Below are 26,776 nucleotides of genomic sequence, written 5' to 3' on the forward strand. Positions count from 1 at the left end.
CACGGGCGCGCCTCGCGCCGAACCAGATAGACAACGGGAAGCTTAAGACATGACCCGCGAAACGCGCTTTGGCGCCTTGGCCGCCGATGCCCGCTGGCAAGCGGCGTGGGAGGCGGCGAACAGCTTTGCCACCACCGACAGCAGCGATGCCGAGGGGGGGGAGAAGCCCAAGGCCTATATCCTCGAGATGTTCCCCTATCCCTCGGGGCGCATCCACATGGGCCATGTCCGCAACTATGCGATGGGCGACGTGCTCGCGCGGTTCAAGAAGATGACGGGCCACGACGTGCTCCATCCGATGGGCTGGGACGCGTTCGGCATGCCGGCTGAAAATGCCGCGATGGAAAAGGGCGTCCACCCCGGCGGTTGGACCCGCGACAATATTGCCTCGATGCGCGGCCAGCTCAAACGCCTCGGTCTATCGATCGACTGGAGCCGCGAACTCGCGACGTGCGAGCCCGATTATTACGGCCAGGAACAGGCACTGTTCCTTGACCTGTTCGCCGCCGGCCTCGTCACGCGCAAGGAAAGCTACGTCAACTGGGACCCGGTCGACATGACCGTGCTGGCGAACGAGCAGGTCATCGACGGCCGCGGCTGGCGCTCGGGCGCGCTGGTCGAGAAAAAGAAATTGTCGCAGTGGTTCCTGAAGATCACCGACTTTGCCGAGGAACTGCTCGACGGCCTCGGCGGCCTCGACAGCTGGCCCGACAAGGTGCGGCTGATGCAGGAAAACTGGATCGGCAAGTCGCAGGGGCTGGAATTCAGCTTTAAAATGGCGGGCGGTACGCCGGGTTTCGACGTCTTCACGACGCGCCCCGACACGCTCTATGGCGCGAGCTTCGCGGCCATTTCGCCCGATCATCCGCTCGCCGAGCGGCTGGCAAAGGACGCCCCCGAACTGGCGGCGTTCATCGCCGAATGCCGCCGTCAGGGCACCTCGGCGGAACAGCTCGAAACCGGCGACAAGCTGGGCTTCGACACCGGCCTGTCGGTCGAGCATCCGCTCGATCCGAACTGGCATCTGCCCGTCTGGGTCGTCAATTATGTGCTGATGGATTATGGCACCGGCGCGATCTTCGGCTGCCCGGCGCACGATCAGCGCGATCTCGACTTCGCGCATAAATATGACCTGCCCGTCCACCGCGTGATCGCGGACGGGGACGAAACCGCGCAGCATTTCACAGGCAAGGAGGCTTATACCGGCCCCGGCAAGCTGGTGAACAGCCACTTCCTCGACGGGATGAGCATCGACGAGGCCAAGGCCGCGGTCGTTGCGCGCGCCGAGCATGAAGGCTGGGGCAAGGGCACCACCGTCTGGCGCCTGCGCGACTGGGGCGTCTCGCGCCAGCGTTATTGGGGGACGCCGATTCCCTTCATCCATTGCGCCGCGTGCGGCACCGTGCCGGTGCCCAAGAGCCAGCTTCCGGTCGTGCTGCCCGAGGATGTCGACTTTTCGGTTCCCGGCAATCCGCTGGCGCGCCATCCGTCGTGGAAGCATGTCCATTGCCCCGGCTGCGGCCAGGATGCGGTGCGCGAAACGGACACGCTCGACACCTTTGTCGATTCGTCGTGGTATTTCCTGCGCTTCGCCAGCTCGCCGTCGGACAAGCCCTTTGATGCCGAGGTGATCCGCCGCTGGCTGCCCGTCGATCAATATATCGGCGGCATCGAACATGCGATCCTTCACCTGCTCTACGCGCGCTTCTGGACGCGCGCGCTGCACAAGATGGGGATGATCGACATCGTCGAACCCTTCGCCAGCCTGTTCACGCAGGGCATGGTGACGCATGAAACCTACAGCCGCGAACAGGGCGAAGGTCTGCCGCCGCTCTATTTCACCCCCGACGAGATCGAACGCAGCGGCGATGGCGCGACGCTGACCGCCGATGGTGCGCCGGTCGCGGTCGGCCGCGTGATCAAAATGTCGAAGTCGAAGAAGAATGTCGTCGATCCCGACGCCATCCTCGACCAATATGGCGCCGACGCCGCGCGCTGGTTCATGCTGTCCGACAGCCCGCCCGAACGCGATCTGCCGTGGAGCGAGGCAGGGATCGAGGGCGCATGGCGCTTCGTCCAGCGCCTGTGGCGCCTGTTCGGCGAAACCGAAAACATCGGCGACGGCGGCGAAGACAAAGCCCTCGCGCGCAAGCTGCATCAGGCGATCGCCGGGGTCGCCGCCGATATCGAGGCTTTGGGCTTCAACAAGGCGGTGGCGAAAATTCACGCGCTCGCGAACGAGATTGAAAAGGCCAAGCCTTCGGCGACTCGCGCCGAAGCCTGTGTGACGCTGATCCGGCTCGTCGCGCCGATGATGCCGCACCTTGCCGAAGAGGCATGGGCGGCCTTGCCGCCTGCGCAGCGCACGTCCGCGATGATCGCCGATGCGGCGTGGCCCGTCGCGGATCCGGCGCTCCTCGTCGACGACGAAGCGACGATCGCGATCCAGGTCGCGGGCAAATTGCGCGACACAATGACGCTTCCCAAGGGGCTCGACAAGGATGCGGTCGAGGCCGCGGCGCTCGCGCGCCCACGCATCGCCGAACTGCTCGGCGGCGCCGCGCCAAAGAAGGTGATTGTGGTCCCCGACCGTTTGGTGAATATCGTACCCTAGAAGATGGTTTCAAACGCATCCCGCCTTTTCCGCTCGCATCGAGCGAAGTCGAGATGCCCATCGTTTGTGCGTGACTTCGGGGTGTCTCGACTTCGCTCGACACGAACGGGATAAGGGTCGTCATTGTCCAATATGCGTAAACTGGTCACATCCTCGATTGTCGCCGCTTCGCTGCTTGTCGGTGGCTGCGGCTTGCGTCCGCTTTATGCGAACGGCAGCAAGGGCGCGGTGGCGACGGTGCTGGCCGATGTCGATGTCGCGCCGATCGAGGGGCATAGTGGCTGGCTGGTCCGCAACGCGCTGCGCGACCGGTTCCAGGCGACGCAGGGCGGACAGGGCGCGGGCAAGCGGCTGCGCCTCGACGTCCGGCTCGAGGATTCGATCGCCGCCTTCGGCGTCCGCGCCGACGATGCGGTGACGCGCGAGCGGCGGACGCTCCGCGCGCGTTATCAGCTCGTCGATGCGGCGTCGGGCGAAGTGCTGCTCGACGCGGTCGCGGCGCAGGACGCCGGGATCGACGTCGTCGGCAGCGAATATGCCACGATCGCCGCCGAATCGTCGGCGCTTGAGCGGCTTGCCTCGGGCGTCGCCGATCAGATTGTCGCGCGGCTGGCGGTGTTCGCGAACCGCGGCGGCGGTCAGGTGCAAGCAACCCCGGCACCCGCCCCGGTCCCCTGACCGGCATGAAAACGGTCAAGCCCACCGACCTCGAACGCCAGTCGCGGCTCGACCCCGCGGTGCGTTTCACCCTGCTCACCGGCCCCGACGAAGCGACGATGGGCGCGGTTGCCGCGCGGCTGATCGGTCTTGCCGGCAAGGATGCCGAACGGCTCGACCTGACGGGCGCACAGCTTTCGCAGGATCCTTCGCTGCTCGCGGCCGAGGCGGCGTCGATGTCGCTCTTTGCCACCCAGCGCATCATCCGGCTCGAAATCACCGGCAGCGGCGACGATTGCCTTGCGGCGGTCGAGGCACTGATCAACGCCGACAGCGCGATCAACCCGGTGGTCGCGACCGGCGCGTCGGTCACCGCCAAGTCGAAACTGATCAAGCTGGTCGAGGGCGCGGGCAATGCCATCGCCGCCATTTGTTATCAGCCCGATCGCCGCGCGCTCGTCGGTATCGCGATGGCGGCGGCCGAGGAACAGGGGCTGCGGCTCGGCAATAGCGAGGCGCAATTGCTCGTCGATCTGGTGTCGGGCGATCAGGCGCTGATGCGCCGCGAGATCGAGAAGATGGCGCTCTATCTCGACGCCGGACCCGACCGGCAGCGGCAGGTCGCGGCCGCCGACATCACCGCCCTGGGCGCAGCGACGCACGAGGAAGATGTCAGCGAGTGCATCAATGTCGCGCTCGGCGGCAAGGTGCGCGAAATGCCCGCGATGCTTGCCAAGGCGACCGCCGTCGGGGTCGCCGAAATTCGCATCATCCGCGCGCTCGCGATCCGCGCGATGGCGCTCGCGCGGCTGCGCGCCGAGGTCGACGCCGGCGCGCATCCCGCGACGGTCGTGTCGGCGCGGAGCAGCGGGATTTTCTGGAAAGAACGCGACGCAGTGACGGCGCAGCTTCACATCTGGGATTCGCTGCGCATCGCGCGGCTGATGAGCCGGTTGCTCGATTGCGAGCGCGCGCTCAAGGCATCGGGCACGGCGGGGGCGGTGCTCTTCCGCAAGCTGATGACCGACATCGCACATCAGGCCGCCCGGGCGCGGTAAGGATCGTCGCCCCCGCGAAGGCGGGGGCCGCTGGCGGCCTTATCCTTCGTCGCCGTGTAAAACCTCCGGCGGCCCCGCCTTCGCGGGGGCGATAGCTTCCCAAAAAGAAACCGTCCGCTCACCCAAGGGCAAGCGGACGGTTCCCACTATCGTTTACGTGATCAGAATTTGCCGCGCAGCGTCACGCCATAGGTCCTGGGTTCGGCCAGGAACTGCGAGAAGATCTGGCGGCCGCCCGGATATTGCGGGTCGGCGAAGGCTGTGGTCGTCGAGGTTGCACCCTCCTGGAAGGGCGAGTTGAAGGCGACCTGGGCATATTGCTTGTTGAAGATATTCTGCGCCCACAGCTCGATGCCCCACTTCTCGTCGGGGCCGCGAACGCCCATGCGGGCGTTGAACAGCGCATAGCCGTCCTGCGCCTTTTGCGGGAACAGGTCCGAACCGGTGTTGTAATCGCTGGTCATGCGGCCATCGATATAGAGAAGGCCGGTCAGGCCGCTGCTACCGATTTCGGGGGTCCAGGTCACGCTGCCGGTTGCGACCAGTTCGGGCGCGTTCGACAGATTATTGCCCGGCAGCATACGCAGCGCCTGATCGAGCGGCGCGCCCGACTTGTTGCCGACCAGATTGCTGCGATATTTGGTCCGGGCGTAGGTCAGGCCCGCGGTCATGCGGAAATCGCGCATCGGAACCAGCGAGGCTTCAAGCTCGAAGCCCTCGGTCCGCACGCCATAGCCGACATCGTCCTTTGCGCAGGCGCCGGTCGTTGCCGCCGCCGCATTGTAATTGGGTGCGCCAGTGAATTTGCTCTGGTCGCGGTCGCCGCCAGCCAGATCGCTCGAACAGCCGTTGACCGTCTGGACGATGAACACGCTGCCGTTGAACGTATTGAGCTGGAAGTTTTTGAAATCCGACCGGAAGAAAGTCAGCCCGAGGCCGAACGGCCCGGTCGAATATTTCGCACCCAATTCATAGCTGTTCACCAGTTCGGGATCGAACTGGAGGTTGCCGACCAATGCCTGCGCGCCGCCGGCCGCCGCAAAGGTCGTCGTCGGAACGCCGCCCACGACCTGAATCGGGTTTTTGAGCGCCGAGCGGTCGAGGTTGAAACCACCGGCCTTGTAACCCCGCGCGAAGCTTGCGTAGACCATCAGATCGTCGACCGGTTTGTACGACAGGATCGCCGTGCCGGTCCATTCATCCTCGCTGCGCTTGTCGTTGATCGCCACGCCGTTGAGCTCGGCGGTCGAATTGCCCTGACAACCCAGGCCGATCACGCCGCCCGCAACCGCCCTGATCGTGGCGCTGGGGTTCAGCAGATCGTCGGACAGCAGATTCTGGATCGTCTGGCACGCGGTGTTGTCGTTGGTAAAGCGCGCGCTGAATTTCTTCCGGTCATTGGTGTACCGAACGCCGAAAGTGAAATCGAGCTTGTCGGTGATGTGGAAGATATTGTGGGTGAACAGCGCCCAGTTGCGATCATTCTGGCGATACACGTCGTTGATGCTGCCGCGATCGCTGATTCCGTCGAGCGCGGCGAGACCGGCGACGACGTCGTTGCCGACAGCCGCTCCCAGCGCGCCCACGATCGCCGCCGGACCGACGACGGGGAAAATGCACGACGGGCTGTTCGGCGAATAGAGCGGCGAAAGCGGCCCGACGCCGGTGATGAAGCGGCACGCGGCAAAGCGGCCATAATCGTCACCGAAGCGCAGATTGTCGCGCACCGTCAGCTTTTCATTGGCGTAGAAGCCGCCGACAAGCCAGTCGAGCTTGCCGTCAAAGGCTTCACCCTGCAGGCGCAGTTCCTGCGTGAAAGTGTGGAACTGGCGATAGGCGTCCTTGCTGTCGGCGCGATAGAGGATATCGACCGCGCCATAATCGAGGTCGCCCGCCTGACCCGAACGATATTCGCGGTAACCGGTGATCGAGGTCAGCTTCGCGCCGCCCAGATCCCAGTCGATCTGTCCGGAGAAGCCGTAATCCTTGGTTTGGCCGGCAAAGCTGCGGCCCGCGCTGACCGAGATATCCCGGGCATAGCCCTGACTGAAGGCGCCAATCGGCTGTCCCAGATCGGTGAGGACGCGAATGATATTGTTCGTCGTGCCCGTCGGCGGTGCGTTCGGTGCGCTGGGATTGTTGAGATTGCCGATCGTCGGGTTGACGCTGTTGTCGATATAGGTCGCCGCGCAGCATTTTTCGTCGCGGAAGGTGTAATCGGCGATCAGTCGTACCGACAGCGTATCGCTGGGTTCGAACAAAATCTGCCCGCGCAGGAAATAACGGTCGCGGTTGTTGACGTCGGTGTTGTTGGTGGTGTCCTTATAGAAACCGTCGCGCTTCACCCACACGCCGTCGAGCCGCGCGGCGATGGTGTCGGTGATCGGGCCGGTAACTCCGCCCGCAAGGCGCCAGTAATTATGGTTGCCATATGTCACTTCGCCATTGGCGCCGAACTGGAAATCGGGCTTTTTCGAATAGATGCTGATCAGGCCCGCCGACGAGTTGCGGCCGCCGAGCGTGCCCTGCGGGCCGCGCTGCACTTCGACCCGCTCGATTTCGCCGAGCTCGTTGAGCCCGATGCCCGAACGCGAGCGATAGACGCCGTCGATGAAAACCGGGACCGAGCTTTCGAGCCCGGGATTGTCGCCGACCGTGCCGATGCCGCGAATACGCGCCGAACCATTGGCTTCGGACCCCGTCGAGGAGACGAGCAGCGACGGCGCGACCTGATTGAGCTGACGAATGTCATTGGCGCCGCTGTTCTGCAGCGTTTCGGCGCTGACCGCCGAAATGGCGACCGGCACATCGGACAAAAGCTGCGAACGGCCCTGTGCGGTGACGACGATCTCCGCGCTTCCGCCATCGGCGGTGTCCTGGGCGGCGGTGTCCTGCGCAAAGGCCGGCGTCGATATGGCGGCAATGGCGATCGATACGCCCAATGCGCTGGTGCGCATCAGGCGGGCGGCAAGAAGGGAAGACGGATTCATAGCGGGCACTCCTCTCTCATGTCATTTTTATTGTTAGGCCCCGATCATAACCAAAGCGGATGGCCGATCCAGCGCAAGCCGCGCATTTGCGCGATTCTTTGGGCAGGTGATGCTTTTTCGCCACAGGCGGGCAAGCCGCGATCGGGCCGAGATTTTTCGATCAGCCGGGGGCTGCGCTCTTTTCCGTAGCGTCACATCCTGTCGCGCTGCGACATGGAAAGGACAGAAGTCGTCCCTGCGCGACGAGCATCGCGCAATAATCGTCGGCGAAATTTCGGGCGATCGCCGGGTCGCCGACATCGAGGCCGCCGGTCAGGCTGCCGAACGCGGGAAGGATCAGCCGCCGCGCGTCCCCCGCGAAGCAGGCGCGCGCGACGGCGCGTCCGCGCACCGACAGGCGCAATTTGGGGTGGAAATGCCCGGAGATTTCGGGCCGCCCTTCATCGGCTCGGCATTGATGGCGCAGGACGATGCCATCGATGACCAGTTCGTCGGCGACCTCGCCGCCCCACGCCCCGCCGCTCAGCCCATCGTGATTGCCGGCGATCCACAGCAGCTCGGCCGATGCGGCGAGGCTGTGCAGCCGCTCGGCGATCGCGGGTGCAATGCGGTCGGCCGCGTCGCGGTCGTGAAAACTGTCGCCCAGGCACCAGATCGCGCGCGCGCCGGTTTCGGCCGCCAGCCGCGCCAGCCGGTCGAGCGTGTCGTGGCTGTCATAAGGCGGCAGGGGCTGGCCGTGCGCGGCGTACCAGCTCGCCTTTTCCAGATGCAGGTCGGCGACGATCAGCGCCGCATGGCGCGGCCAGAACAAGGCCCGGTCGGTCAGCGCATGAAAGGCATGACCGGCAAATTGCAGCAAGGAAGCACCCGACATCGCCGCGCTATGCCAAGCCGCATCGCGGCGGGCAAGCGTGGTCAGCTCGACAGGCGGCCGCCCGACGTGCCGCGCATGATGGGCATCGCCCCCGCGCTGGCGGGCGGATCGAACACCACCCGCTTGTTCGGAAAATCAATCTCGATCCGGTCGAACACCGCCAGCCCGTCCATGCCCAGCAGCAGCGCGGGGCGCTCCTGAAGGCCCAGCGCACGAAACGCCTGCGAATCGGCGAAGGAGACGCGCAGGTCGGTGACGTCGAGCCCGTTGATCTGGATCGCCTTGATGGCCGTGCGCAGCGCCGGAACGGCCTCGCCGGAGACCGCGTTCAGGACCGTCGGCATCAGGGGCATGCGGTTCTGGCGCCGCTTCATGACCATCTCTTGCAACGCCAGATTGCCGACGCTGGACTGGGCGCCGGTATCGACGATCACGTCGACGCGGCGGCCGCCGATCCGGGCGTCGGACAGGATCAGCCGCCCCGCGCTGTTACGCGCGCTGACGACGATCGCATCGGCGCTGTGGATGATCGGCCGGGCGCGATAACGCGTTTCCAGTATCTGCATCGATTCGTTGCGAAAATCGATCAGCACGCGCCGTTTTTCCAGCATGTCGACCCCGATCAGCCCCGGCGCGCCGATATGGCGCCCGGCAAAGGCGGGGGCGTCGAACGGCCGCAGCCGCAAATTGGTCATCTCGAGCGATGCGATCTGGAACGAGGGGACGATGGTCGAACTGCCGATCGTCGCCAGCCGCAGCTTCTCGCCCTTCGCCAGACCCAGCTTTCTGGCCAGTTCCTCGGCAATGACGGTCCGTTCGGCGCCCGTATCGACCAGAAAGGAATAGGGGCCCTTTCCTTCGACCATCACCGGCACCGCCATCCGGCGCGTGGCGTCCAGATCAAAGGGCTGGATGATCGGGATAATCTCTTCGCCGCCATGTCCGGGCGGTAGGATCGCGGCATCGGGGGCGACCGGCGCGGGGACGGCGGAGGGCGCCGTAACCGGGGCCGGGCTGGCGCCGATGGCCAGCGGTGCGAGCAGAATGGAGGCCCACTTCAGGCGGGCAGAGAAAACAGCATGCATCATGATCGGCATCCTCTCTCGCCGGCATATTACACCCGGCAGGGGACAGCGGCAAGCAAAGGTCAATCTGGCCGCATCGCCTGCTCCGCCAGCGTATCGGCCAGCTCGCCGAGCAGCGCATCGTCGATGTCGTGGCCCGCGACACTCTCGCGGCCGATCAGGACCAGTACGGGAATCGCAAGCGGGCTGATGTGACGGAGCGGCCGGTGGAGCATCGTTCCTGCAGCGCGATCGAGCAGGTCGCCCAGCCGCGCGACATCGGTCAGCCGCTCGCGCGCATCGGCCCATGCCGCCTCCAGCAACAGATGGTCGGGCTCATATTTGCGCAGCACGTCAAAGATGAGGTCGGTCGAGAATGTCACCTGCTTGCCGGTCTTGCGCTTGCCCGGATGCTGGCGCTCGATCAGCCCCCCGATCACCGCGACCTCGCGAAAGGCGCGCTTCAACAGATGCGATCGTTCGACCCATTCGGTGAATTCGTCTTCCAATATCGCGGGGTCGAACAGCGCGGCGGGATCGGGCACAGGGCGCAGCGACCAGATGGCAAGCGCATAGTCGGATGCGACGAAGCCCAGCGGCTGCAATCCCGCGCGCTCCATCCGCTTGGTGATCAGCATGCCCAGCGACTGGTGCGCGTTCCAGCCCTCGAACGGATAGGCGACCATGAAATGCGCCTCCTCGTGCGGAAACGTCTCGACGAGCAGCTGGTCGACGCGCGGCAACACCGATCGCTCAGCCTGTGCCTCCAGCCAGAAGCGCACATCTTCGGGAAAGCGCGCCCAGCTCGCCGGTTCGGCAAGGAAGGCGCGGACCCGGTCGGCAAGGCGCGTCGTCAGCGCCATGCGCGCGCCCATATAGCTCGGGATGCGCGCGGGCCGCGTCGTCGCGCGCACATAGAGGTCGGAGTCGCGGATCGACTCCACCTCGAGGCTCAATCCCGCGAACGCAAATGTGTCGCCCGGCGTCAGCGTGCTCGCAAAATATTCCTCGACGCTGCCAAGACGGCGGCCGTTTTTGAAACGCACGTCAAAGGTCGGCGCATCGACGATGATCCCGGCGTTGAGCCGGTGCCGCGCAGCCAGTTGCGGATGCGCGATTCGCCAGCCGCCCTGTCCGTCGGGCGCAAGGCGGCGAAAGCGGTCGTAACTTTTGAGCGCATAGCCGCCGTCGCGCACGAAGCTGAGCAGCCGCGCGAATGTTTCGGCATCGATCCATTGGTACGGCGCGGCGCTCTGCACTTCGGCGAGGAGTTCGGCTTCCTGGAAAGGTGCGGCGCAGGCGAGCGCCATCACATGCTGCGCGAGCACGTCGAGCGCGCCGGGGCGGAAACGGTCGGCGTCGCGCTCGCCCGCTTCGACGGCATCCAATGCCGCCTGCGCTTCCAGATATTCGAAACGATTACCGGGAACGATCAGCGCGCGGCTTGGCTCGTCGAGGCGGTGGTTGGCGCGGCCGATGCGCTGGAGCAGCCGCGACGATCCCTTGGGCGCGCCCATCTGGATCACACAATCGACGTCGCCCCAGTCCAGCCCGAGATCGAGGCTGGAGGTCGCGACGAGCGCGCGCAGCCGCCCTTCGGACATCGCCGCCTCGGCGCGCTGGCGCGCCTCGCGGTCGAGGCTGCCGTGGTGGATCGCGATCGGCAACCCCGCGTCATTGACCTTCCACAGCTCCTGAAAGATCAGTTCGGCCAGCCCGCGGGTGTTGCAAAAGATGATCGTGGTGCGGTTCCTCGCAACCTCTTCCATCACCTGATGCACCGCATAGCGCCCCGAATGCCCCGCCCATGGCACCGCGCCTTCGGGCAGCAAGATATCGATATCGGGGTCGGCGCCCGCTTCGCCCTCGACCAGCGTCACCGCATCGCCGCTGCCGCCGGGCGCCAGCCAGCTGCGATAGGCGGTGGTGTCGGCGATCGTCGCCGACAGGCCGACACGGCGGAGGCCGGGCGCGATCGCCTGTAACCGCGCGAGCGCGAGGCTCAGCAAATCGCCGCGCTTGCCCGGTGCAAAGGCGTGGATTTCGTCGATCACCACCGTCTTGAGGTCGGAAAACATCAGGAAGCTGTCGGGGTAGGACAGCAACAGCGAAAGCGATTCGGGGGTGGTCAGCAAGATGTTCGGCGGCCGGCTGCGCTGCCGCGCCTTCTTGTCCGACGATGTGTCGCCGCTCCGGCTTTCGACGCTGATATCCAGCCCCATATCGGCGATCGGCGCGCCCAGATTGCGTTCGACGTCGGCGGCGAGCGCCTTCAACGGCGACACGTACAGCGTGTGCAGCCGGTCGGTCGGATGCTCCGCCAGATCGACCAGCGTCGGCAAAAACCCCGCAAGCGTCTTGCCCGCCCCGGTCGCCGCGACCAGCAACACATGCTCACCCCGCGCCGCCGCCGCCAGCATATCCCCCTGATGCCGCCGCACCCGCCACCCGCGCGCGGCGAACCAGTCGGTAAAGGGGGCGGGGAGGGCCATGGGCGTCAGCTTGGGGCGCGGCAGGGCGGGGGGCAAGAACTTCTCCATATCCTTGCCGTCGCGAAACGATGGGAGAGGTCGTCGCAAAAAAGCAACTCGCCTTTCCCGTCATCCCCACGAAGGCCGGGACACCGAGACTGGTGGCTTCCGGTCGATAGCCGCCCGTCCGCCACGATCTGGATAATATCAAAATCCGGCGATCTGGACCCAAGTGAAATCGTTGTAAAAATCTTTGCAAATACTTTTAAGGCTTTGCTATCTGTCATCAAGTTATTGAGCGGGGACACGATGCGGTTGAATCAATTCGTTCGGGTATTTTCTGTGGCTTCGGTCGTCGCGATAGTTGCCGGCTGCGGTGGGGGCGGGAGTTCGGGCGGAGGGAGTGTCGTCACGGTCCCCCCCACGCCGACACCCACACCTACACCAGTTCCCACACCCACGCCGACGGGTGCCACATTCTCGGTCGGAGCCGGCGCCGCTATCGTCGGCGAAATAATGTTCGACACCAACAAATCGGGCATATTTGGCGACGTCATTTCCTCTGACGGCCGCGTCGTTTGGGACGTCCCTGTGGACGCCGGCCCATCCGGTCAATTTGGTCCGGTGGCGATCAGCCGGCACGATGCCACGGAAGTTACGTTAACTCCGACTGCGGCGATGCGAGCGTTCGGCATCGATATGTTGAGCGGATATTCATTTCTCTATTTTGGTGCGCCAGTCGGAGCCACCAACCTGTCTCCGGTCACGACATTGCTTCGATCCGTGGATGACGATCTGGTCGCGGCGAACACCGGCTTGGGGTTGAGTGCCCGTGAGCTTTCTACCTTTGCCGCCGTGCCCGCAATGTCGAGCAGTGACACCGCCACCGCCGCACTAGGCCGACGAGTTACTGCCTATAATCTCAAACTTGCAGCACTGGCAGCGCTGAGCCAACCAGCGTCCGAGGCGATACTCCCGGATTATGGATTTCGGTTTGATACATTGCAGGCACTCTTGGGCGAAATATTCCGGTTGGGTCGCGTCGACCTGAATAGCGCATCCACGATCCGCGCGCTTATGGAACGGATGCCGTATACATCGCAGCAGGCCTCCTCAGACAGAGGGCGGGCAATCGCGGCGCTCCTCGCGCGATATGGCGCCGCGGTGGACATGTATCTGACAGACCAGCGACGCGCGGCCGACGTTCAGCACGGCTACCGGCTCGTCGTACTTCCAGCGATTTTGGATATCCAAATGCGCGGTAACCCGGTTGCAGATGCCGATACGATTACAACGGATATGCTTGTCGCCGCGTTTCACGAATTTGCGGAAATTCCAGCGCCGAAAATTGAAACGCGGCCCTATGTTCGCAACACAATCATTCACAGCCTCGTCGCTGTCACGGATTTGCGATCAATTGCCCGCGTTTTGGGGAGCGACAGCATCACCCTTCGCGCAGACTGTTCGCTGGGCGGCGGCGATTATTCTTCACCCCTCTGCAACGATGTGGGGGTCGCCAGCGTCGGCTCCATCGGCCTCGACAGAACAGAACTTAGACTAGGCGCGGTCCGCGTACCCGACAAGTTTGCGGGCCGTCTCAGCGTGACTCTTGAGCCAAGCGGTGAAATTGAGATCCGACGGTTGAACGGAGCCGTTGGCCTGGTTTGGTTCGAATATGATGTCGTCCATGCGAATGGCTTGAAGGCCACCGGCCGGACCTACGTCCGGCTAGACCTATCCCGCTAGCGAAAGCGACCATCGACCTAAACCCCCGCCGCCATCGCCTTCAGCAATCCGCGCCAATGCTCGCCCAGCCGCCGCTGGAACAGCATCAGCTCGAATCCGTGCCGCGCGGAGTGGCGTTGCGGGATGCCGTCCCAACCGCGATGCTCGACCGTCACCCGCGTTTCGGCGCCGACCGCTTCGAAGCGTATATCGACCTCGGTCGCCTGATCGGGTTTGAAGCTTGGCAAGCGCCAGCCGAACACCAGCCGTTCGCCGGGAAGCCAGTGGCGCACCGTGCCGATTTCCCACTCCTTGCCATCGTCGAACCGCGTGACGAGCCGTCCGCCAGGCCCTTCGGGGTCGAACCGCAGCATTCCGTCGCCGCGCGGCGACAGCGGGAACAGCGGATGGCTTGTCCACCAGCGGCCGATATCGCGGGTGAAGGCGGTGAAGGCGACGTCGGGCGCAACCGCGACCCGGATCGCGACGATCACCGCGGCGGTCATTCGCCTGTCGCCTCGACATGCGCCTTGAAGCCCGCCAGCTGGTGCGCCCACAGCGCCTCGGTCTCGGCCAGCCAGCGCTTGAGTTCGTCGGTCGCACCGTCCTTCAGGCTATAGATGCGGACGCGCGCGTCGAAGGCCGGATGCGCATCCTCGATCAGTCCGCTTTCCTTCAGCGCGCGCAAATGGCGGCTCATCGCCGGGGCCGCGAGCCCGAGCGCGCCCGCCAGTTCGCCCGCGCTGTGCGGGCGCTGCCCCAGCAATTCGACCGCGCGCCGCCGGTTGGGGTCGGCGAGTGCCGCGAACAGGCGGTCGACCCCAGCGCTCAATCGTCGAGCCGCGTCTTGGTCGTGAAGCCGCCCTCGGCATCCCATTCTTCGGCGCTCTTTGCCTCGACGGTGACGCCAAAGGTCCAGATATGGCCTTCGGGATCCTTCGCGCGATAGCTGCGGTCGCCGTAAAATTGCGTTTCGGGTTCGGCGATGATGATCGCGCCGGCGGCGCGGGCGGTTTCGCAATGCGCGTCGATATCCTCGCCTTGCGCCAGCTGGACATGCACCGATTGCGTATTCTTGCCGCCGATGGAATTCGGGCTCTTGTGATCGTCGGACCATTCATTGCCGACCATCACCACCGAATTGCCAAAACCCATTTCGCTATGCGCCAGATTGCCCTGCTCATCGAGCAGCACGAACAGCGGCTCGAAACCGAAGGCGTCCTCCAGCCAGCGGAACGCCGCCTTGCTGTCCCGATAGCTGATCGCGCTGGAAAAACCTTTGCCTCGCGGATGATCGACCATGACCTCTCTCCCGATTCGTTGCATATGGTTTCACATATATAGAATATTTTCACGAAAATGAAAATACTCGCCGACGTGCGCGAAGATGCTAAAGTTGCGCCATGACCGACAATCTGCGCCTTCATATCGACGAAGCGATGACGCTGGCCGCCACGCACCTCGGAAAAGGGCGCGTCGCCGACTATATTCCCGCGCTTGCCAAGGTCGACCCGAACAAGCTCGGCTTCGCGCTCGCACTCCCCGACGGCACCGTCCACACATCGGGTGACGCCGACGAGGCCTTCTCGATCCAGTCGGTGTCGAAGGTCTTCACGCTGGCACTGGCACTGCGCCGCGTCGGCAGTTCACTGTGGGACAGCGTCGGGCGCGAGCCCTCCGGATCGGCGTTCAATTCGATCGTCCAGCTCGAAAGCGAACATGGCATTCCGCGCAATCCGCTGATCAACGCGGGTGCGATCGCCACAACCGACCGGCTGATCGACGGGCGGAGCGGCGATACGGTGGCCGAAGAGATTGTCGATTTCATGCGCGCGCGGGCGGGTGACGATCGCGTCGGAATCGACCTCGACGTGGCCATGTCCGAATCCGAAACCGGCGCGCGCAACCGCAGTCTTGCGCATTTCATGGATGCGTTCGGGAATTTGCGCCATCCGGTCGAGACGGTCGTTGGCGTCTATTTCCGCCAATGCGGGATCGCGATGTCGTGCCGTCAGCTGGCGAAGGCCGGACTGTTTCTCGCAATGGACGGGCGCGATCCGCTGACGGGCGAGCAGCTCGTCGAACCGCATCGCGCGCGGCGGATCAATGCGATCATGATGCTGTGCGGCCATTACGACAATTCGGGCGAATTTGCTTTCCGCGTCGGCCTGCCCGGCAAGAGCGGCGTCGGCGGTGGCATATTATGCATCGCGCCGGGGCAGGGCTCCATCGCGGTGTGGTCGCCGGCGCTCAACGAAGCGGGAACCTCGCTCGCGGGCGCCGTCGCGCTTGAACATTTCGCCTATGCCGCAGGTTGGTCGGTGTTCGACTAGCGAACCGCTAGCTCAATCGTTGTCGAGCAGCGCCAGTTTCACGCGCGCGGTGCCGCTGCGGTGCATGCCGATTTCGCGCGCTGCGGCATGGCTGACGTCGATCACGCGCCCGTGCGAAAAGGGGCCGCGGTCGTTGATGCGGACGACGACGCTGTCGCCGTTGGAGGTGTTGGTGACGCGCACCATGCTGCCGAACGGAAGCGTGCGATGGGCCGCGGTCAGTTCGCCGGGGTTGAAGCGTTCACCGCTTGCGGTGCGGTTGCCGGCGAGTTCATTGCCGTAATAGCTCGCCATTCCGCTGCCGATCTCGGTTTCTTCATCGATCTGGGCGGCAACGTCGGCACTGTCGCTGGTGACTTCGGCATCCTGCGCCGCGGCCGAGACCGTGAGCAGAAGCGGCATCAGCATCGCTGAAAATACCCGCATGGAACATCCCCTTTTGGTGGACGCGCCAAAAGCAGCGGCGGCCTGCCAAGGCAAGCCGCCGCGCGTTGAATGGAACCCTATTTACGTCGGAATGTGCATTAAACGTCCAGATTGGCGACCGAAAGCGCATTGGTCTGGATGAAATCGCGCCGCGGTTCGACCTCGTCACCCATCAATCGTTCGAAGATTTCATGCGCGATATCGGCCTGTTCGGCTTCGACGCGCAGCAGCGAACGGTTCGACGGATCAAGCGTGGTTTCCCAAAGCTGTTCCGCATTCATCTCGCCCAGCCCCTTGTAGCGGCTGATCGCGAGCCCTTTGCGGCTGTGTGCGAAAATCGCCTCGAGCAATTCGGACGGCCGCGTGATCGGCGTGGTCTTGCCGGACGTTGCGGCGGGCAGGTCGCTGTCGCTCGCTTCGGCATCACCGTCGGCTTCGGCGGCGGCCGCGAGTGCCGCCGCATCGGCGGCTTGCGCGGCGGCGCTGCTGCCCTTCACCAAGCGGCTGGGATGGGCATAGCTTTCGGCCTGCGCACCGGCGAGCGTGTGGAGGCGGCGGGCTTCCTGGCTCGCGAGGAAGGCGGCGTCGATCGCGTGGTGATCGCTCACGCCGCGCCAGCGTTTTTCCAGCGTGTATCCGCCATGTTCGGCGGCGATCGTCCAATTGGCTTCGCGTCCGCCGGTCAGCGCCTGTTCGGCAGCGTTGAGCCATTCGGCAGCGCGCGCTGCGGCGGCGGTACGCCCCGCGCCGTCGAGCGCGGGGTCGAGCGCGCCGGTCAGTGCCAGCGCCTCGACCAGCTCGTAATTATGGCCGCGCGGAACATAGCGCATCAGCGCCCGCAGGCGGCGGCCATGCTCGATCAGGTCGCGCAAATCTGCACCCGACCGGGCGCCGCCGGTGGTTTCGAGCATCAGCGCGTCGATGCCGCCATCGACGAGGTAATTTTCGAGCGCGGTATCGTCCTTCAGATAGACTTCGCTTCGTCCCTTCGCGACTTTGTAGAGCGGCGGCTGAGCGATGTAGAGATGGCCGTTTTCGATGATCTCGGGCATCTGGCGATAGAAGAAGGTCAGCAGCAATGTGCGGATATGCGCGCCGTCGACGTCGGCGTCGGTCATGATCACAATCTTGTGATAGCGCAGTTTTTCGAGGTTGAACTCGTCGCGGATTCCGGTGCCGAGCGCCTGGATCAGCGTGCCAACTTCCTTCGACGAGATGATGCGGTCGAAACGCGCGCGCTCGACGTTCAGGATCTTGCCCTTCAGCGGCAGGATCGCCTGAACATGGCGATCGCGGCCCTGCTTGGCGCTCCCGCCTGCCGAGTCACCCTCGACAAGGAAGAGTTCGCATTTGGCGGGGTCGCGTTCCTGACAGTCGGCGAGCTTGCCGGGGAGCGATGCGATGTCCATCGCCCCCTTGCGCCGCGTCAACTCACGCGCGCGCTTGGCCGCTTCGCGCGCCGCGGCGGCGTCGACGACCTTCTGGATCACCATCTTGGCATGGCCGGGGTTTTCCTCGAGCCATTCGGTCATCCGGTCAGCCATCAGGCTTTCGAGCGGCTGGCGGACCTCGGACGAGACGAGCTTGTCCTTCGTCTGCGACGAGAATTTGGGATCGGGCAGCTTGACCGAGACGATCGCGGTCAGGCCTTCGCGCATATCCTCACCGGTCAGCGAGACCTTCTCTTTCTTGAGCAGCCCCGACTTGTCGCCATAGCCGTTAAGCGTGCGCGTCAGCGCGGCGCGGAAGGCTGCGAGGTGGGTGCCGCCGTCGCGTTGCGGGATATTGTTCGTGAAGCAGAGGACATTTTCATAATAGCTGTCGTTCCACTCCAGCGCGACATCGATGCCGATGCCGTCGCGCTCGCTGCTGATCGCGATTGGATCGGGCAGCAGCGCCGTCTTGTTGCGATCGAGATATTTGACGAACGCGGCGATGCCGCCTTCATAATAAAGGTCATGGCTGACATGTTCGGCATGGCGCGCATCGACCAGCTTGATCCGCACGCCCGAGTTCAGGAAGGCGAGTTCGCGATAGCGATGCTCAAGCTTGTCGAAATCGAATTCGAGGACATTTTTGAACGTGTCGGTCGATGCCTGAAAGGTCACGCGGGTGCCCTTCTTACCCGCGGGTGCGGGGCCGTTGACCTTGAGCGGCGCGACCGAATCTCCATGTTCGAAGCGCATCCAATGCTCTTCGCCGTCGCGCCAGATGGTGAGTTCGAGCCATTCGCTGAGCGCGTTGACGACGCTGACGCCGACGCCGTGAAGGCCGCCTGACACCTTATAGGCATTGTCGTCGCTGGTATTTTCAAATTTCCCGCCGGCGTGGAGCTGGGTCATGATGACCTCGGCCGCCGAAATGCCTTCTTCGGCATGGATGCCGGTCGGAATGCCGCGGCCATTATCCTCGACGCTGACCGATCCGTCGCTGTTGAGCGTGATCAGGACGAGGTCGCAATGCCCCGCAAGGGCTTCGTCGATCGCATTGTCCGAAACCTCGAACACCATGTGGTGCAGGCCCGAGCCATCGTCGGTGTCGCCGATATACATGCCCGGCCGCTTGCGCACGGCATCAAGGCCTTTCAGCACCTTGATCGAATCGGCGCCATAGGCATTGGCATTGGGCTGGTTGGCAGGGGCGCTCGGCGCCGGATTTTCAGGGGTGTCCGTCATATTGATTATATAGGGTCGAAGCACCCAAAACCCAAGCGAAAATGCGGCTCTCGGGGGCCGGGCGAGGAGCGTTGCGTGCACGCGCTGCGGCGGCTAGTTTCGCGGCATGAAACGCTCTCCTTTCGCTCGCCTCGCCCTTCCTTCCGCCACGCTGCTGGCGCTCGCACTTGCGGGCTGTTCCGAAGCCGCGCCGCCGATTGACAATGCGCCTGTCGTTGCCGGCGAACCGCTGGCGACCCGCGCCGTGATGATCGGCACCGAAGGCCCCAGCCTTCCTGCCTGTTCGAGTATTTCGCGCGTGAAGCCGGGCGGCACCGATGTATATTGGGCACCGGGCGAAACGCGCGCCGTAAAGGCAAAGCTTGCGGGCGGCGAGAAAGTGTCGCTGTGCGAGGCGGCCGAGAATGATGCCTGGTTCGGCGTGGTGTTCACCGCTCCCGGTACTGATCCCGACATGTGCGGCATCGGCAAGTCGGTCCCCAATGCCCGCGAATATCAGGGTCCGTGCCGCTGGGGCTGGATCAGGGGCGGCACGGTCCAGCTGGGCGGGTGAGGTTTCTGCGTCGTCCTCGCCTTCGCGGGGGCGACGTTCGCTATCGGCAATCTTCGATCACACGTCCGATTTCGGACTGAACAGGCAGGGTTAGCGCCCCGCCCGGGGTTTCCAGCGCGAAACGGCCGCGGCTGAAGGCGATCTTGTCGAGCCGCGCGTCGCGGTTGCCCAGATTTGCGTTCCCGCCATCGAAGCGAATCTGGTCGGTGCCGGCGCTGGTGCGCAGGCTGACATTGCCCGCGAGCGCCGAGGTCAGCCGAATGGATTCGCCGTTGCAGGCCATCGTCAGCAGCGGGTTTGCGCTGCCCGTGGGGACGAAGGCCGCGGTCCGGTTGCCGGCATCGTAACGCCATGCGCCGCTATCGACGGCCCGATCCTCCCAGCTTTTGGACGGTGTCGGTAGCGGGGCCGGGGTCGGCGCGGGCGTCGGCGCGACAGGCCGGGGCGGGGGAGGCGCGACCGGCTGCGGGATCGCAGTGCAGCCCGCCAGAGCGAGCGCCAACGCCCCCGCGATGGCATGACGAAATCCGGCACTTTTGCTGGTCATTTTAAAATCCCTGCCAATCGATCACTTCATCCAGCGGCGCGCGCGGCACCGGCCACTGGTTCACCGCCGCATCCTCGTCGGCATAGCCGATCGCAAGCCCGGTGAACAAAATCTGTCCATCGTCCAGCGCCAGTGTGCGGCGCACGGTGTTGCCGTACATCGCCCAGCATTCTTGCGGACAGCTGGCGAGACCCGCTTCGACGAGCAACAGCATCACCGATTGCAGCCACATGCCCATGTCCGACCATTGCGGCGGTCCCATGATGCGCGAACAATGGAGAAAAAGCATCACCGGTGCGCCGAAACCCCGGTAATTTTCCATGAACCGAGCGAGCCGCCCGGCTTTGTCCTCGCGCGGAATGTCCAATGCGGCATACAGCCCTTCGCCGACACCGAAACGGCGCGCTTCCCACGGTTCGGTCAGGCCCTTGGGGTAGATATCATATTCGGGCTCATAACCTTCGCGTCCCATCGCGATGCGCGCGGCGACGGCGTCTTTCATCGCCTGCCAGGGTTCGCCGCTCAGCACAATTGCCTGCCAGGGCTGGAGGTTGCCGCCCGATGGCGCGCGCTGTGCCACGGCGAAGATTTCGCGCAGCAGCGCAGGATCGACCGCGCGGTCGGTGAAGGCGCGCACTGAGCGGCGGCGGTTCAGCGTTTCGGTAACCGAAAGGGAAAGCGTGTCAGTCTTGGGCATATTTATCCTCTCGGCGCTTGCCGAACAGCAATTTGCGTTCGAGCCGGGCCTTTAGCTGGCGATAATAGGAAAGCAGAAAGACGTCATCCTCTTCGGCGACCGGGCGGCCGATCTTGGCACGGATCGCGTCGGCGACCTCGCGCATAGCGCGGGGATCGTGGATGCGTAGCACGCGTTCCAGCTCTTGCAGCTCGAAAATGCCATAGACGCCCAGTTCGGCATCGCTGAAGCGGATCGCATTGTCCTGTTCGCTTCCCGCTGCGATGTCAGCGTCAAGTTTGGCACGCTGTGCCATCACCACCCATGTCCCGGCGATCAGGTCGCCCATCCGCATCCGGTCGCGATTGAACAGCAGGAACAGGCTGAGCGTCAGCGACCAGGCAACTCCGGCGAGGATCGTCCAGCCCGAGACCATATCCTCCGCCGCGCCGACGCCCAGCATCATCAGCGGCAGGAAAAGTTCAAGCTCACGGATCAGATTGCGTGCGACCACCGCATCGGCGGTCAGGCGCCCGCCGTCGCGTGCGACGACGCGGATGCCCACCAATCGCTTGCCCGGCGTCGCGGCGCGCTGTCCCAGTTCGAAACCGATGAACCAGAAAGTACGCAGGACAAAGGCGCCGAGCATCCACACGACGACCATGATGTCGGACCCCGACGCCATTCCGGCCCAGATCATCGCCAGCGAGAAGAGGGTCAAAATGATCAGGATCAGCACGATGTCGATCAGCAGCGCGCCCAGCCGAAGCCCCGAACTCGCGATCTTGAGTTCCAGATCGACGCCCTCCGGCGTGATGAATTGCCGGATCTTCCGGCCCTCGGCCGTGCGGCGCCGGGCGTTGGCGAGTGCAGCGGTCATGCGACGTCCTCGCGGCGCGGGATGTAGTAATAGGCCAGCCAGAACAGCAGCATCAGCGTACCGATGCCGTAACGCAGCATCGTGTCGGTGATCAGCTGGCGCCCAAAACCCTCGAGGAGGCCCGCGACGAGCAGCATCAGGATGACGCCGACCATCACCTTGCCCGCGGTTCGCCCCGCGTCCGACGCCGCCTGCAATCGTCCGCGCGCGCCGGGAAAGACGACTGCGGCGCCGATGCGCAGGCCCGCTGCGCCGGACAGGGCGGCGGCGAACAGTTCGGTCGTGCCATGGATGAACAGCCAGCCGCCGAAGTCGAAGCCGAGCCCCTTCGACGAAAACAGCGCCAGCATCGCCCCGAGGCCGATGCCCTGATAAAATTCCAGCATCATCGTCGGCACGCCAAAGGCAAAGCCCAGCGCAAAGGACATGATCGATACCCGGCTGTTATGGGTGAACAAATAGGTCGCAAAAACGTGGAGCCCGTCCTTCTGCTCGCTGGCCGCTGTGCCGTGCCCCAATGTCGATTGAAGATATTCGGCCGTCGCGCGCGGATCGCGTCCGCCCGCCATCTCCTCATCTACGAAATTGAAATACCATTGGGGGTCGCTGGCGACGAGCGAATGGCTGGTCAGCGCGCCGAGCAGGATGATCAGCGCGATGATGATCGTTTCCTTCCACACCGACCGCACCGCGGCCGGCCAGTCATAGAGGAAGAAGCGGCGCAGGCGACTGAGCCGCGTTTCGCGCACGCCATAGACGAGGAAATAGCCGCGGATCGACAAAGCCTCGAGATGGTCGAGCAGCGCTTTGTCGAGGCTGGTCGCGCGCGCGATCGACAGCGACGACAGGGTGGCGCGATAGAGCAGGGGAAGCTGCAACAGCTCGTCGCTGGTCAGCGTCTTGGCGCCGCGTTTTTCAAGCCGGGTCAGCAGCATTTCGAACGCGATCCAGTCGGACTCGCGCTCGGCGCGAAAGCGGCTGGTCGAAAAGCTCGGCGCATCGATCGCGCGCGGGGTGGGGGCGGCGGGAATCACAGGCTGCCCGCCCGCTTGACGCCCAGATAGGCCTCGACCGCGCCCGCGCCCATCGCATCGGCGGGTACTTCGATCACGTCGGCGCCCAAGCGCTGCAGCCGTGCAATCACCAGTTGCCGGTCGCGCAGCATCGCGGCGGCGACATTCGACCGCGTGACGTCGGCGGCGCTTTCGGGGCGGCGGCGCTCTTCGCTTTCGACTTCCTCATCCTTGATCACGACGAACAGCAGGCGATGCTTTTTCACCAGCCGTCCGGCGGCGCGGATCATCAGGTCGGCGCTCGTCGCATCGGTGAACTCGGTGAACAATATGATCAGCGATCGGCGCGTGAGCTGCGCCGACAGCGTCGTCAGCGCGAGGGTGAAATTGCTTTCGACATGGGCATAGTCGATCAGGCTCGCGGCGCGTTGCAGCGCCGGGAAATCCTGCGTGTGCATATAGGCGGGGGTGAGCGCCTGCGGCTTGGCGGCAAAGGAAAACAGGCTGATCCGGTCGCCCAGCTTCAGCCCGACATAGGCGAGCAGCAGCGCCGCCGACACCGCGCGGTCGACGCGCGGCATGCCGCCGACGGGTTCGGCCATCGTCCGGCCGCCGTCGATCGCCAGCACGACGCGATTGTCGCGCTCGACCCGATATTCCTTGGCGAGCAGTTTGACGTGGCGCGCCGAAGCGTTCCAGTCGATCGCGCGCCGGTCCATCCCCGGCTGATATTCGGCGAGTGCTTCAAACTCGCTGCCTTCGCCGCGCAGCTGTTGCTGGCGGAGGCCAAACCAGCTGTTGCGCTGGAACAGGCGGCTGCCTTCCTCGGTTACCGCGCGCAGGCTGGGGACGACGCCGATGGCGCGATCGATCGCGAAGCGCCGCTGTTTCCAGACGAGGCCGAGCGGCCCGGCCCAGCGGACCCAAAGCGCTTCGATCATAGCCTGACCGCGCCGCGATGCCGAAAGCGACAGGGTCCGAACCAGCGTGTCGGCTCCGCCCGCGGCCGTCATGTCGGCTGCCAGCCGCCCCCCCGGCGCGATCCGCTCGTCGAGCGCAAGGGCGATTTCGGCGCGGTACGGGACCGCGCGGCCGGTTGCAGAGAGCGTCATGTCGAACGGGTCGCCGACCCCGACCTGATGCGGAAAGCGCGCATCGATCGCGAGGTGGCGCGGGTTCGCGCCCGCGACCGCGTCGAGCAGCAGGCATGCGAGGATCAGGGCGATCCAGCCGGGCGCGACCAGCCACAACTCGGGCCGGATCAGCCCGAGCGCGAGCGCCACCGGCGCTCCGCCCAGCAGCAGATAGATCGCCCGGCGGGTCGGGTAGATCATCGTGGGACTTCCTCATGTTCGAGCAGCGCTGCGACCACCTGTTCGACATTGCGGCCCTCGATCTCGGCCGCCGCCGACAGGATGACGCGATGGCGCAGCACGCCGGGGGCAAGCCGCTGAACATCGTCGGGAATCACATAATCGCGCCCGTCGAGCGCGGCGGCGGCGCAGGCGGCGCGCGCGAGCAGGGTCGCGGCGCGCGGCGAAGCGCCGCATTCCAGATCGGCGCTTTCGCGCGTCGCACGGACCAGCCGGACGATATAATCGACGATTTCATCGGCGAGCCGGACGGTCGCAATGGTATCGATCGCGGTTTCGATCGTCTTGGCGTTCGCCACCTCGGTGACACCGAAATCGGCGATCGCGGGGCTTTTGAAACGGCCGCCATGGTCGGCGACGATGCGGCGCTCTTCGTCGGCGGCGGGATAATCGACGACCAGTTTGAACAGGAAACGGTCGAGCTGCGCTTCGGGCAGCGGATAGACGCCCTGCTGTTCGATCGGATTTTGCGTCGCGAGCACGGTGAAGCGCGGGCTCATGACATGCGCTTCGCCGTTGATCGTCACACGGCGTTCCTGCATCGCCTCGAGCAGCGCGGCCTGCGTCTTCGGCGGGGTGCGGTTGATTTCGTCGGCGAGCAGCAATTCGGTGAAGATCGGCCCTTTGGTCAGGGTGAAGCTCGACGTCTGGAAGTTGAACAGGTTCGAACCGAGGATATCGCCCGGCATCAGATCGGGGGTGAACTGGATGCGTCCGAAGCCCAGCCCCGTCGCGCGCGCAAAGGCCTGCGCGAGCAGGGTCTTCGCGGTTCCCGGCGGGCCCTCGAGCAGGACATGACCGCCCGCGAGCAGCGCGATCGTCACCATGCGGGTGAGCGGCCCCTGACCGAACACCACCTTGGCGACCTCGCCCTCGATCGCGGCGCCCAGCGCCTGAACGCTCTCGATTGCATTAGCTGTCACGGAGTAAATCCTTCCTGATGGCGTGCAGCGCCTGCGCGTCTGCCAGAAACTCATGGGTGTTGCGCGCGAGCGGCAGGCGCCGTGCGAGCGAAGAGAAAAGGTCGCCGTCCGGCGGCAGATGCTTGTCGATCCATGCATCGGTTGCGGCGGTGTCGAGCCCCGCCGGGGCATGCAGCCGCCGCGCAATGGCGATGCGCTGGCTGTGCACGAAAGCATCGGCGCCATCGAGTTCGCGCCGGGCCTGCCTGATCAGGTCGGCGCTGTTGGCGATCAGCGCCGCCTTCGACACCGGGATCGCGCGCTGCGGTTTCAGCGATGGGCCAAAGCGTATCCACGCCTGCCACAATGCGAGCAGGCCGGCCGCGATCAGGCACAGGGTGATGCCGATGAACGGCGGGACGAAAGCGAAGCGGAGGAGCGAACGCCCGCCGCCGAACCCGTTGAGCGTCAGGTCAAAGGCCAAGCCGTCGGCATCGGCATCCTCGGCAACCGCGTCGATCAGCATTGCGGCGGCGCGCGCTTTGTCGCGCGAGGAAAAGGCGAGGTTGTTGACGAGATCGGGGTCGGAAAGAATATAGAGGTCGCGGTTGCTGGTACGGGCCAGAACCGCTGTATCCCCCGGTCCGGCAATCAGCGTGTCGAGTTCGTCGCCCGCGACGGTGTGAAGCTGGGCGGGCAAAGCCAGCGTCAGCTCGCGCCCCGCCACAAGGCCGCGGGCTGTCCCGCCGCCCTGCGGCGCGCGCGCGATGCGCACCTCGCCGAAATATTCGGACGGAAGCAGCCGCGTGGGGGGCGGGTTGGCGACACCTCCGCTGACCCAGCCGGGCTTGGCGGCTTCGCCCGGGATGCGGCCGGCAATCCATTTGGGCAGAATGATCAGCACCGGAGCGCTGCCTTGCGCTTCGATCAACTCCTTCATCTCTTCGGGCCGCGTGCGCTCGGTCGGAGTCAGGACGATGATCGGCTCATAATCCTCGTATTGCGTGGTCTCGACCTGTCGGCGCAGTTCGACATCGGCCCCCGCGCGCTCGAGCAGATCGACGATGCCGGCATAGCCCGGGGCGGCTTTCGACAGCGCGTGGCCGCCGCCGTCATTGCCGCTCGAAAGCTGCGGGCCGAGCGCGATCAGCGCCCAGAGCGCGATGAAAGCGACGATGCCGATAACCACCACGCCGCCGATCAGGCGCGGGTTGAAACCGGCGTCATGGGCTGCGGAAGCGCTCATGCACGCGCCCAATTTTTTGGCACGGTCAGCTCGGCATAGGCGGCGCGGCATTGCTGCCACGCGGCGGCGTCGATCGACCGTCCGCCGAACAGGCTGATTTCGACCGCGCGCGCGATGCGGCTGAACGCATCACGGGCGACCGTCGGCAGGTCGTGCGTTTCGGCAAGGTCGCGAGAGGTCATCGCTGGCCGCACAAGGCCGGGGCGGCGGCCCTCGATGTCCTCGACGCTGCGGTAGAGGAGCAGGTGAGCGGCCTCGGCAAATCGACCCTCGGCGGCGAGGGCGTCCGCTTCCGCCAGCAGCGCGCGTGCCGCGCCGGCCTCCGCCTGTCCGGCCATGTCTTCCTCGGCCGTCCCCTGTCGGCGGCGAAATCTGATGTCGTCGACCCACTGCGCAAAGGCCGGAACGAAATGATAGAGGATGAAAAGCAGCAGCAGGATCGCGCCGATCCACAGCAGGGGTTTCAGGGCCGGGGCGCTCCACTGGAAAAAATCGCCGATCGCCTGGAGTAGCGATTTCAGCCATTCGGGCGTGGGAGGCGTTGGCGGCGGCGGGGGAAAGCTGGTCTGGATTTCACCGCCCGCCATCGTCTGGCCATAGCCCGGATCGATCAATTCGGGGTCAAGGAGCCAGCCTTCGCCCGGCGGCGCGGAGGCGGCCGACGTCTGCGCGATCCACATCGACATCATATTGAAAAGA

At 64.9% G+C, this 26,776-nt stretch carries 23 protein-coding genes; 6 read left to right on the forward strand and 17 right to left on the reverse strand.

Features of this window, described 5'->3' with window-relative positions:
* The first annotated feature begins 49 nt into the window (after positions 1 to 49).
* The 3 genes from leuS (at position 50) to holA (ending at position 4,329) form a co-directional block, all read left to right on the forward strand.
* Entirely contained in the window at positions 50 to 2,614 is a 2,565-nt protein-coding gene (gene leuS, locus ACSYDV_RS13815) for a leucine--tRNA ligase (RefSeq protein ID WP_438324399.1), read from the forward strand.
* A 132-nt stretch (positions 2,615 to 2,746) separates the two neighbouring features.
* Entirely contained in the window at positions 2,747 to 3,292 is a 546-nt protein-coding gene (gene lptE, locus ACSYDV_RS13820; protein WP_438324400.1) for an LPS assembly lipoprotein LptE, read from the forward strand.
* Positions 3,293 to 3,297: 5 nt separating this feature from the next.
* Positions 3,298 to 4,329: a DNA polymerase III subunit delta gene (gene holA / locus ACSYDV_RS13825; RefSeq protein WP_438324401.1), complete on the forward strand. Its 1,032-nt coding sequence runs from the start codon at positions 3,298 to 3,300 to the stop codon at positions 4,327 to 4,329.
* A gap of 161 nt (positions 4,330 to 4,490) precedes the next feature.
* Here holA and ACSYDV_RS13830 read toward each other — a convergent pair whose 3' ends face one another.
* From ACSYDV_RS13830 to ACSYDV_RS13845, 4 genes are all read right to left on the reverse strand, one after another.
* Entirely contained in the window at positions 4,491 to 7,319 is a 2,829-nt protein-coding gene (locus ACSYDV_RS13830; protein WP_438324402.1) for a TonB-dependent receptor, read from the reverse strand.
* 160 nt (positions 7,320 to 7,479) lie between these two features.
* Positions 7,480 to 8,193, reverse strand: a complete 714-nt coding sequence (gene pdeM / locus ACSYDV_RS13835) for a ligase-associated DNA damage response endonuclease PdeM (RefSeq protein ID WP_438324403.1) — start codon at positions 8,191 to 8,193, stop codon at positions 7,480 to 7,482.
* A 41-nt stretch (positions 8,194 to 8,234) separates the two neighbouring features.
* Positions 8,235 to 9,281, reverse strand: coding sequence for a retroviral-like aspartic protease family protein (locus tag ACSYDV_RS13840; protein ID WP_438324404.1), 1,047 nt, complete (start codon positions 9,279 to 9,281; stop codon positions 8,235 to 8,237).
* Between the two features lie 59 nt (positions 9,282 to 9,340).
* Positions 9,341 to 11,749 carry a ligase-associated DNA damage response DEXH box helicase gene (locus tag ACSYDV_RS13845; protein ID WP_438324799.1) on the reverse strand — a complete coding sequence of 803 codons (2,409 nt, stop codon included), beginning with the start codon at positions 11,747 to 11,749 and terminating at the stop codon, positions 9,341 to 9,343.
* Positions 11,750 to 12,244: 495 nt separating this feature from the next.
* On the opposite strand from ACSYDV_RS13845, the gene ACSYDV_RS13850 reads away from it, so the two are divergent.
* Positions 12,245 to 13,474 (forward strand): hypothetical protein, encoded by a 1,230-nt coding sequence (locus ACSYDV_RS13850; protein WP_438324405.1) that lies wholly within the window; start codon positions 12,245 to 12,247, stop codon positions 13,472 to 13,474.
* 17 nt (positions 13,475 to 13,491) lie between these two features.
* Here ACSYDV_RS13850 and ACSYDV_RS13855 read toward each other — a convergent pair whose 3' ends face one another.
* Genes ACSYDV_RS13855 through ACSYDV_RS13865 form a run of 3 tightly spaced genes read right to left on the reverse strand, consistent with a single transcriptional unit; the run spans position 13,492 to position 14,755 of the window.
* Complete coding sequence (locus tag ACSYDV_RS13855; protein ID WP_438324406.1) at positions 13,492 to 13,959, reverse strand: SRPBCC domain-containing protein; 468 nt, start codon at positions 13,957 to 13,959, stop codon at positions 13,492 to 13,494.
* Positions 13,956 to 14,285, reverse strand: a complete 330-nt coding sequence (locus ACSYDV_RS13860) for an ArsR/SmtB family transcription factor (RefSeq protein ID WP_438324407.1) — start codon at positions 14,283 to 14,285, stop codon at positions 13,956 to 13,958. Before ACSYDV_RS13860 ends, ACSYDV_RS13855 begins: the two co-directional genes overlap by 4 nt.
* Entirely contained in the window at positions 14,282 to 14,755 is a 474-nt protein-coding gene (locus tag ACSYDV_RS13865; protein WP_438324408.1) for a VOC family protein, read from the reverse strand. Before ACSYDV_RS13865 ends, ACSYDV_RS13860 begins: the two co-directional genes overlap by 4 nt.
* A gap of 101 nt (positions 14,756 to 14,856) precedes the next feature.
* On the opposite strand from ACSYDV_RS13865, the gene ACSYDV_RS13870 reads away from it, so the two are divergent.
* On the forward strand, positions 14,857 to 15,786 hold the full coding sequence (locus ACSYDV_RS13870) for a glutaminase (RefSeq protein WP_438324409.1): 930 nt from the start codon (positions 14,857 to 14,859) through the stop codon (positions 15,784 to 15,786).
* Positions 15,787 to 15,798: 12 nt separating this feature from the next.
* Here the strand turns inward: ACSYDV_RS13870 and ACSYDV_RS13875 are convergent, their stop codons facing one another.
* Positions 15,799 to 16,212 (reverse strand): septal ring lytic transglycosylase RlpA family protein, encoded by a 414-nt coding sequence (locus ACSYDV_RS13875; protein WP_438324410.1) that lies wholly within the window; start codon positions 16,210 to 16,212, stop codon positions 15,799 to 15,801.
* 98 nt (positions 16,213 to 16,310) lie between these two features.
* Complete coding sequence (gene gyrB, locus ACSYDV_RS13880) at positions 16,311 to 18,887, reverse strand: DNA topoisomerase (ATP-hydrolyzing) subunit B (RefSeq protein ID WP_438324411.1); 2,577 nt, start codon at positions 18,885 to 18,887, stop codon at positions 16,311 to 16,313.
* A gap of 106 nt (positions 18,888 to 18,993) precedes the next feature.
* Here gyrB and ACSYDV_RS13885 point away from each other — a divergent pair, with 106 nt between their 5' ends.
* Positions 18,994 to 19,440 (forward strand): hypothetical protein, encoded by a 447-nt coding sequence (locus ACSYDV_RS13885; protein WP_438324412.1) that lies wholly within the window; start codon positions 18,994 to 18,996, stop codon positions 19,438 to 19,440.
* Between the two features lie 40 nt (positions 19,441 to 19,480).
* Here the strand turns inward: ACSYDV_RS13885 and ACSYDV_RS13890 are convergent, their stop codons facing one another.
* The 8 genes from ACSYDV_RS13890 to ACSYDV_RS13925 are packed head-to-tail and all read right to left on the reverse strand — an operon-like array spanning position 19,481 to position 26,766.
* Entirely contained in the window at positions 19,481 to 19,987 is a 507-nt protein-coding gene (locus ACSYDV_RS13890; RefSeq protein WP_438324413.1) for a hypothetical protein, read from the reverse strand.
* A gap of 1 nt (position 19,988) precedes the next feature.
* The gene (locus tag ACSYDV_RS13895; protein ID WP_438324414.1) at positions 19,989 to 20,684 is read right to left on the reverse strand and encodes a nitroreductase; all 696 of its coding nucleotides are present in this window, start codon (positions 20,682 to 20,684) and stop codon (positions 19,989 to 19,991) included.
* Positions 20,671 to 21,543, reverse strand: a complete 873-nt coding sequence (locus ACSYDV_RS13900; protein WP_438324415.1) for an RDD family protein — start codon at positions 21,541 to 21,543, stop codon at positions 20,671 to 20,673. Before ACSYDV_RS13900 ends, ACSYDV_RS13895 begins: the two co-directional genes overlap by 14 nt.
* The gene (locus tag ACSYDV_RS13905) at positions 21,540 to 22,577 is read right to left on the reverse strand and encodes a stage II sporulation protein M (protein WP_438324416.1); all 1,038 of its coding nucleotides are present in this window, start codon (positions 22,575 to 22,577) and stop codon (positions 21,540 to 21,542) included. The genes ACSYDV_RS13900 and ACSYDV_RS13905 overlap by 4 nt, the downstream gene beginning before the upstream one ends.
* Positions 22,574 to 23,890 carry a DUF58 domain-containing protein gene (locus ACSYDV_RS13910; RefSeq protein ID WP_438324417.1) on the reverse strand — a complete coding sequence of 439 codons (1,317 nt, stop codon included), beginning with the start codon at positions 23,888 to 23,890 and terminating at the stop codon, positions 22,574 to 22,576. The genes ACSYDV_RS13905 and ACSYDV_RS13910 overlap by 4 nt, the downstream gene beginning before the upstream one ends.
* Positions 23,887 to 24,852: an AAA family ATPase gene (locus ACSYDV_RS13915; RefSeq protein WP_438324418.1), complete on the reverse strand. Its 966-nt coding sequence runs from the start codon at positions 24,850 to 24,852 to the stop codon at positions 23,887 to 23,889. Before ACSYDV_RS13915 ends, ACSYDV_RS13910 begins: the two co-directional genes overlap by 4 nt.
* Positions 24,842 to 26,077 (reverse strand): DUF4350 domain-containing protein, encoded by a 1,236-nt coding sequence (locus ACSYDV_RS13920; RefSeq protein ID WP_438324419.1) that lies wholly within the window; start codon positions 26,075 to 26,077, stop codon positions 24,842 to 24,844. The genes ACSYDV_RS13915 and ACSYDV_RS13920 overlap by 11 nt, the downstream gene beginning before the upstream one ends.
* The gene (locus ACSYDV_RS13925; protein ID WP_438324420.1) at positions 26,074 to 26,766 is read right to left on the reverse strand and encodes a DUF4129 domain-containing protein; all 693 of its coding nucleotides are present in this window, start codon (positions 26,764 to 26,766) and stop codon (positions 26,074 to 26,076) included. Before ACSYDV_RS13925 ends, ACSYDV_RS13920 begins: the two co-directional genes overlap by 4 nt.
* Positions 26,767 to 26,776: the final 10 nt, after the last annotated feature.

The organism is Sphingopyxis selenitireducens, assembly GCF_051550705.1.
Lineage (GTDB): Bacteria > Pseudomonadota > Alphaproteobacteria > Sphingomonadales > Sphingomonadaceae > Sphingopyxis.

What these genes read in the sequence shown, in the direction of transcription:
- leuS (WP_438324399.1), top strand. Translation starts at nt 50, where the DNA reads ATGACCCGCGAAACGCGCTTTGGCGCCTTGGCCGCCGATGCCCGCTGG.
- lptE (WP_438324400.1), top strand. Translation starts at nt 2,747, where the DNA reads ATGCGTAAACTGGTCACATCCTCGATTGTCGCCGCTTCGCTGCTTGTC.
- holA (WP_438324401.1), top strand. Translation starts at nt 3,298, where the DNA reads ATGAAAACGGTCAAGCCCACCGACCTCGAACGCCAGTCGCGGCTCGAC.
- ACSYDV_RS13830 (WP_438324402.1), bottom strand. Translation starts at nt 7,319, where the DNA reads ATGAATCCGTCTTCCCTTCTTGCCGCCCGCCTGATGCGCACCAGCGCA.
- pdeM (WP_438324403.1), bottom strand. Translation starts at nt 8,193, where the DNA reads ATGTCGGGTGCTTCCTTGCTGCAATTTGCCGGTCATGCCTTTCATGCG.
- ACSYDV_RS13840 (WP_438324404.1), bottom strand. Translation starts at nt 9,281, where the DNA reads ATGATGCATGCTGTTTTCTCTGCCCGCCTGAAGTGGGCCTCCATTCTG.
- ACSYDV_RS13845 (WP_438324799.1), bottom strand. Translation starts at nt 11,749, where the DNA reads ATGGCCCTCCCCGCCCCCTTTACCGACTGGTTCGCCGCGCGCGGGTGG.
- ACSYDV_RS13850 (WP_438324405.1), top strand. Translation starts at nt 12,245, where the DNA reads ATGTTCGACACCAACAAATCGGGCATATTTGGCGACGTCATTTCCTCT.
- ACSYDV_RS13855 (WP_438324406.1), bottom strand. Translation starts at nt 13,959, where the DNA reads ATGACCGCCGCGGTGATCGTCGCGATCCGGGTCGCGGTTGCGCCCGAC.
- ACSYDV_RS13865 (WP_438324408.1), bottom strand. Translation starts at nt 14,755, where the DNA reads ATGGTCGATCATCCGCGAGGCAAAGGTTTTTCCAGCGCGATCAGCTAT.
- ACSYDV_RS13870 (WP_438324409.1), top strand. Translation starts at nt 14,857, where the DNA reads ATGACCGACAATCTGCGCCTTCATATCGACGAAGCGATGACGCTGGCC.
- ACSYDV_RS13875 (WP_438324410.1), bottom strand. Translation starts at nt 16,212, where the DNA reads ATGCGGGTATTTTCAGCGATGCTGATGCCGCTTCTGCTCACGGTCTCG.
- gyrB (WP_438324411.1), bottom strand. Translation starts at nt 18,887, where the DNA reads ATGACGGACACCCCTGAAAATCCGGCGCCGAGCGCCCCTGCCAACCAG.
- ACSYDV_RS13885 (WP_438324412.1), top strand. Translation starts at nt 18,994, where the DNA reads ATGAAACGCTCTCCTTTCGCTCGCCTCGCCCTTCCTTCCGCCACGCTG.
- ACSYDV_RS13890 (WP_438324413.1), bottom strand. Translation starts at nt 19,987, where the DNA reads ATGACCAGCAAAAGTGCCGGATTTCGTCATGCCATCGCGGGGGCGTTG.
- ACSYDV_RS13895 (WP_438324414.1), bottom strand. Translation starts at nt 20,684, where the DNA reads ATGCCCAAGACTGACACGCTTTCCCTTTCGGTTACCGAAACGCTGAAC.
- ACSYDV_RS13900 (WP_438324415.1), bottom strand. Translation starts at nt 21,543, where the DNA reads ATGACCGCTGCACTCGCCAACGCCCGGCGCCGCACGGCCGAGGGCCGG.
- ACSYDV_RS13910 (WP_438324417.1), bottom strand. Translation starts at nt 23,890, where the DNA reads ATGATCTACCCGACCCGCCGGGCGATCTATCTGCTGCTGGGCGGAGCG.
- ACSYDV_RS13920 (WP_438324419.1), bottom strand. Translation starts at nt 26,077, where the DNA reads ATGAGCGCTTCCGCAGCCCATGACGCCGGTTTCAACCCGCGCCTGATC.
- ACSYDV_RS13925 (WP_438324420.1), bottom strand. Translation starts at nt 26,766, where the DNA reads ATGATGTCGATGTGGATCGCGCAGACGTCGGCCGCCTCCGCGCCGCCG.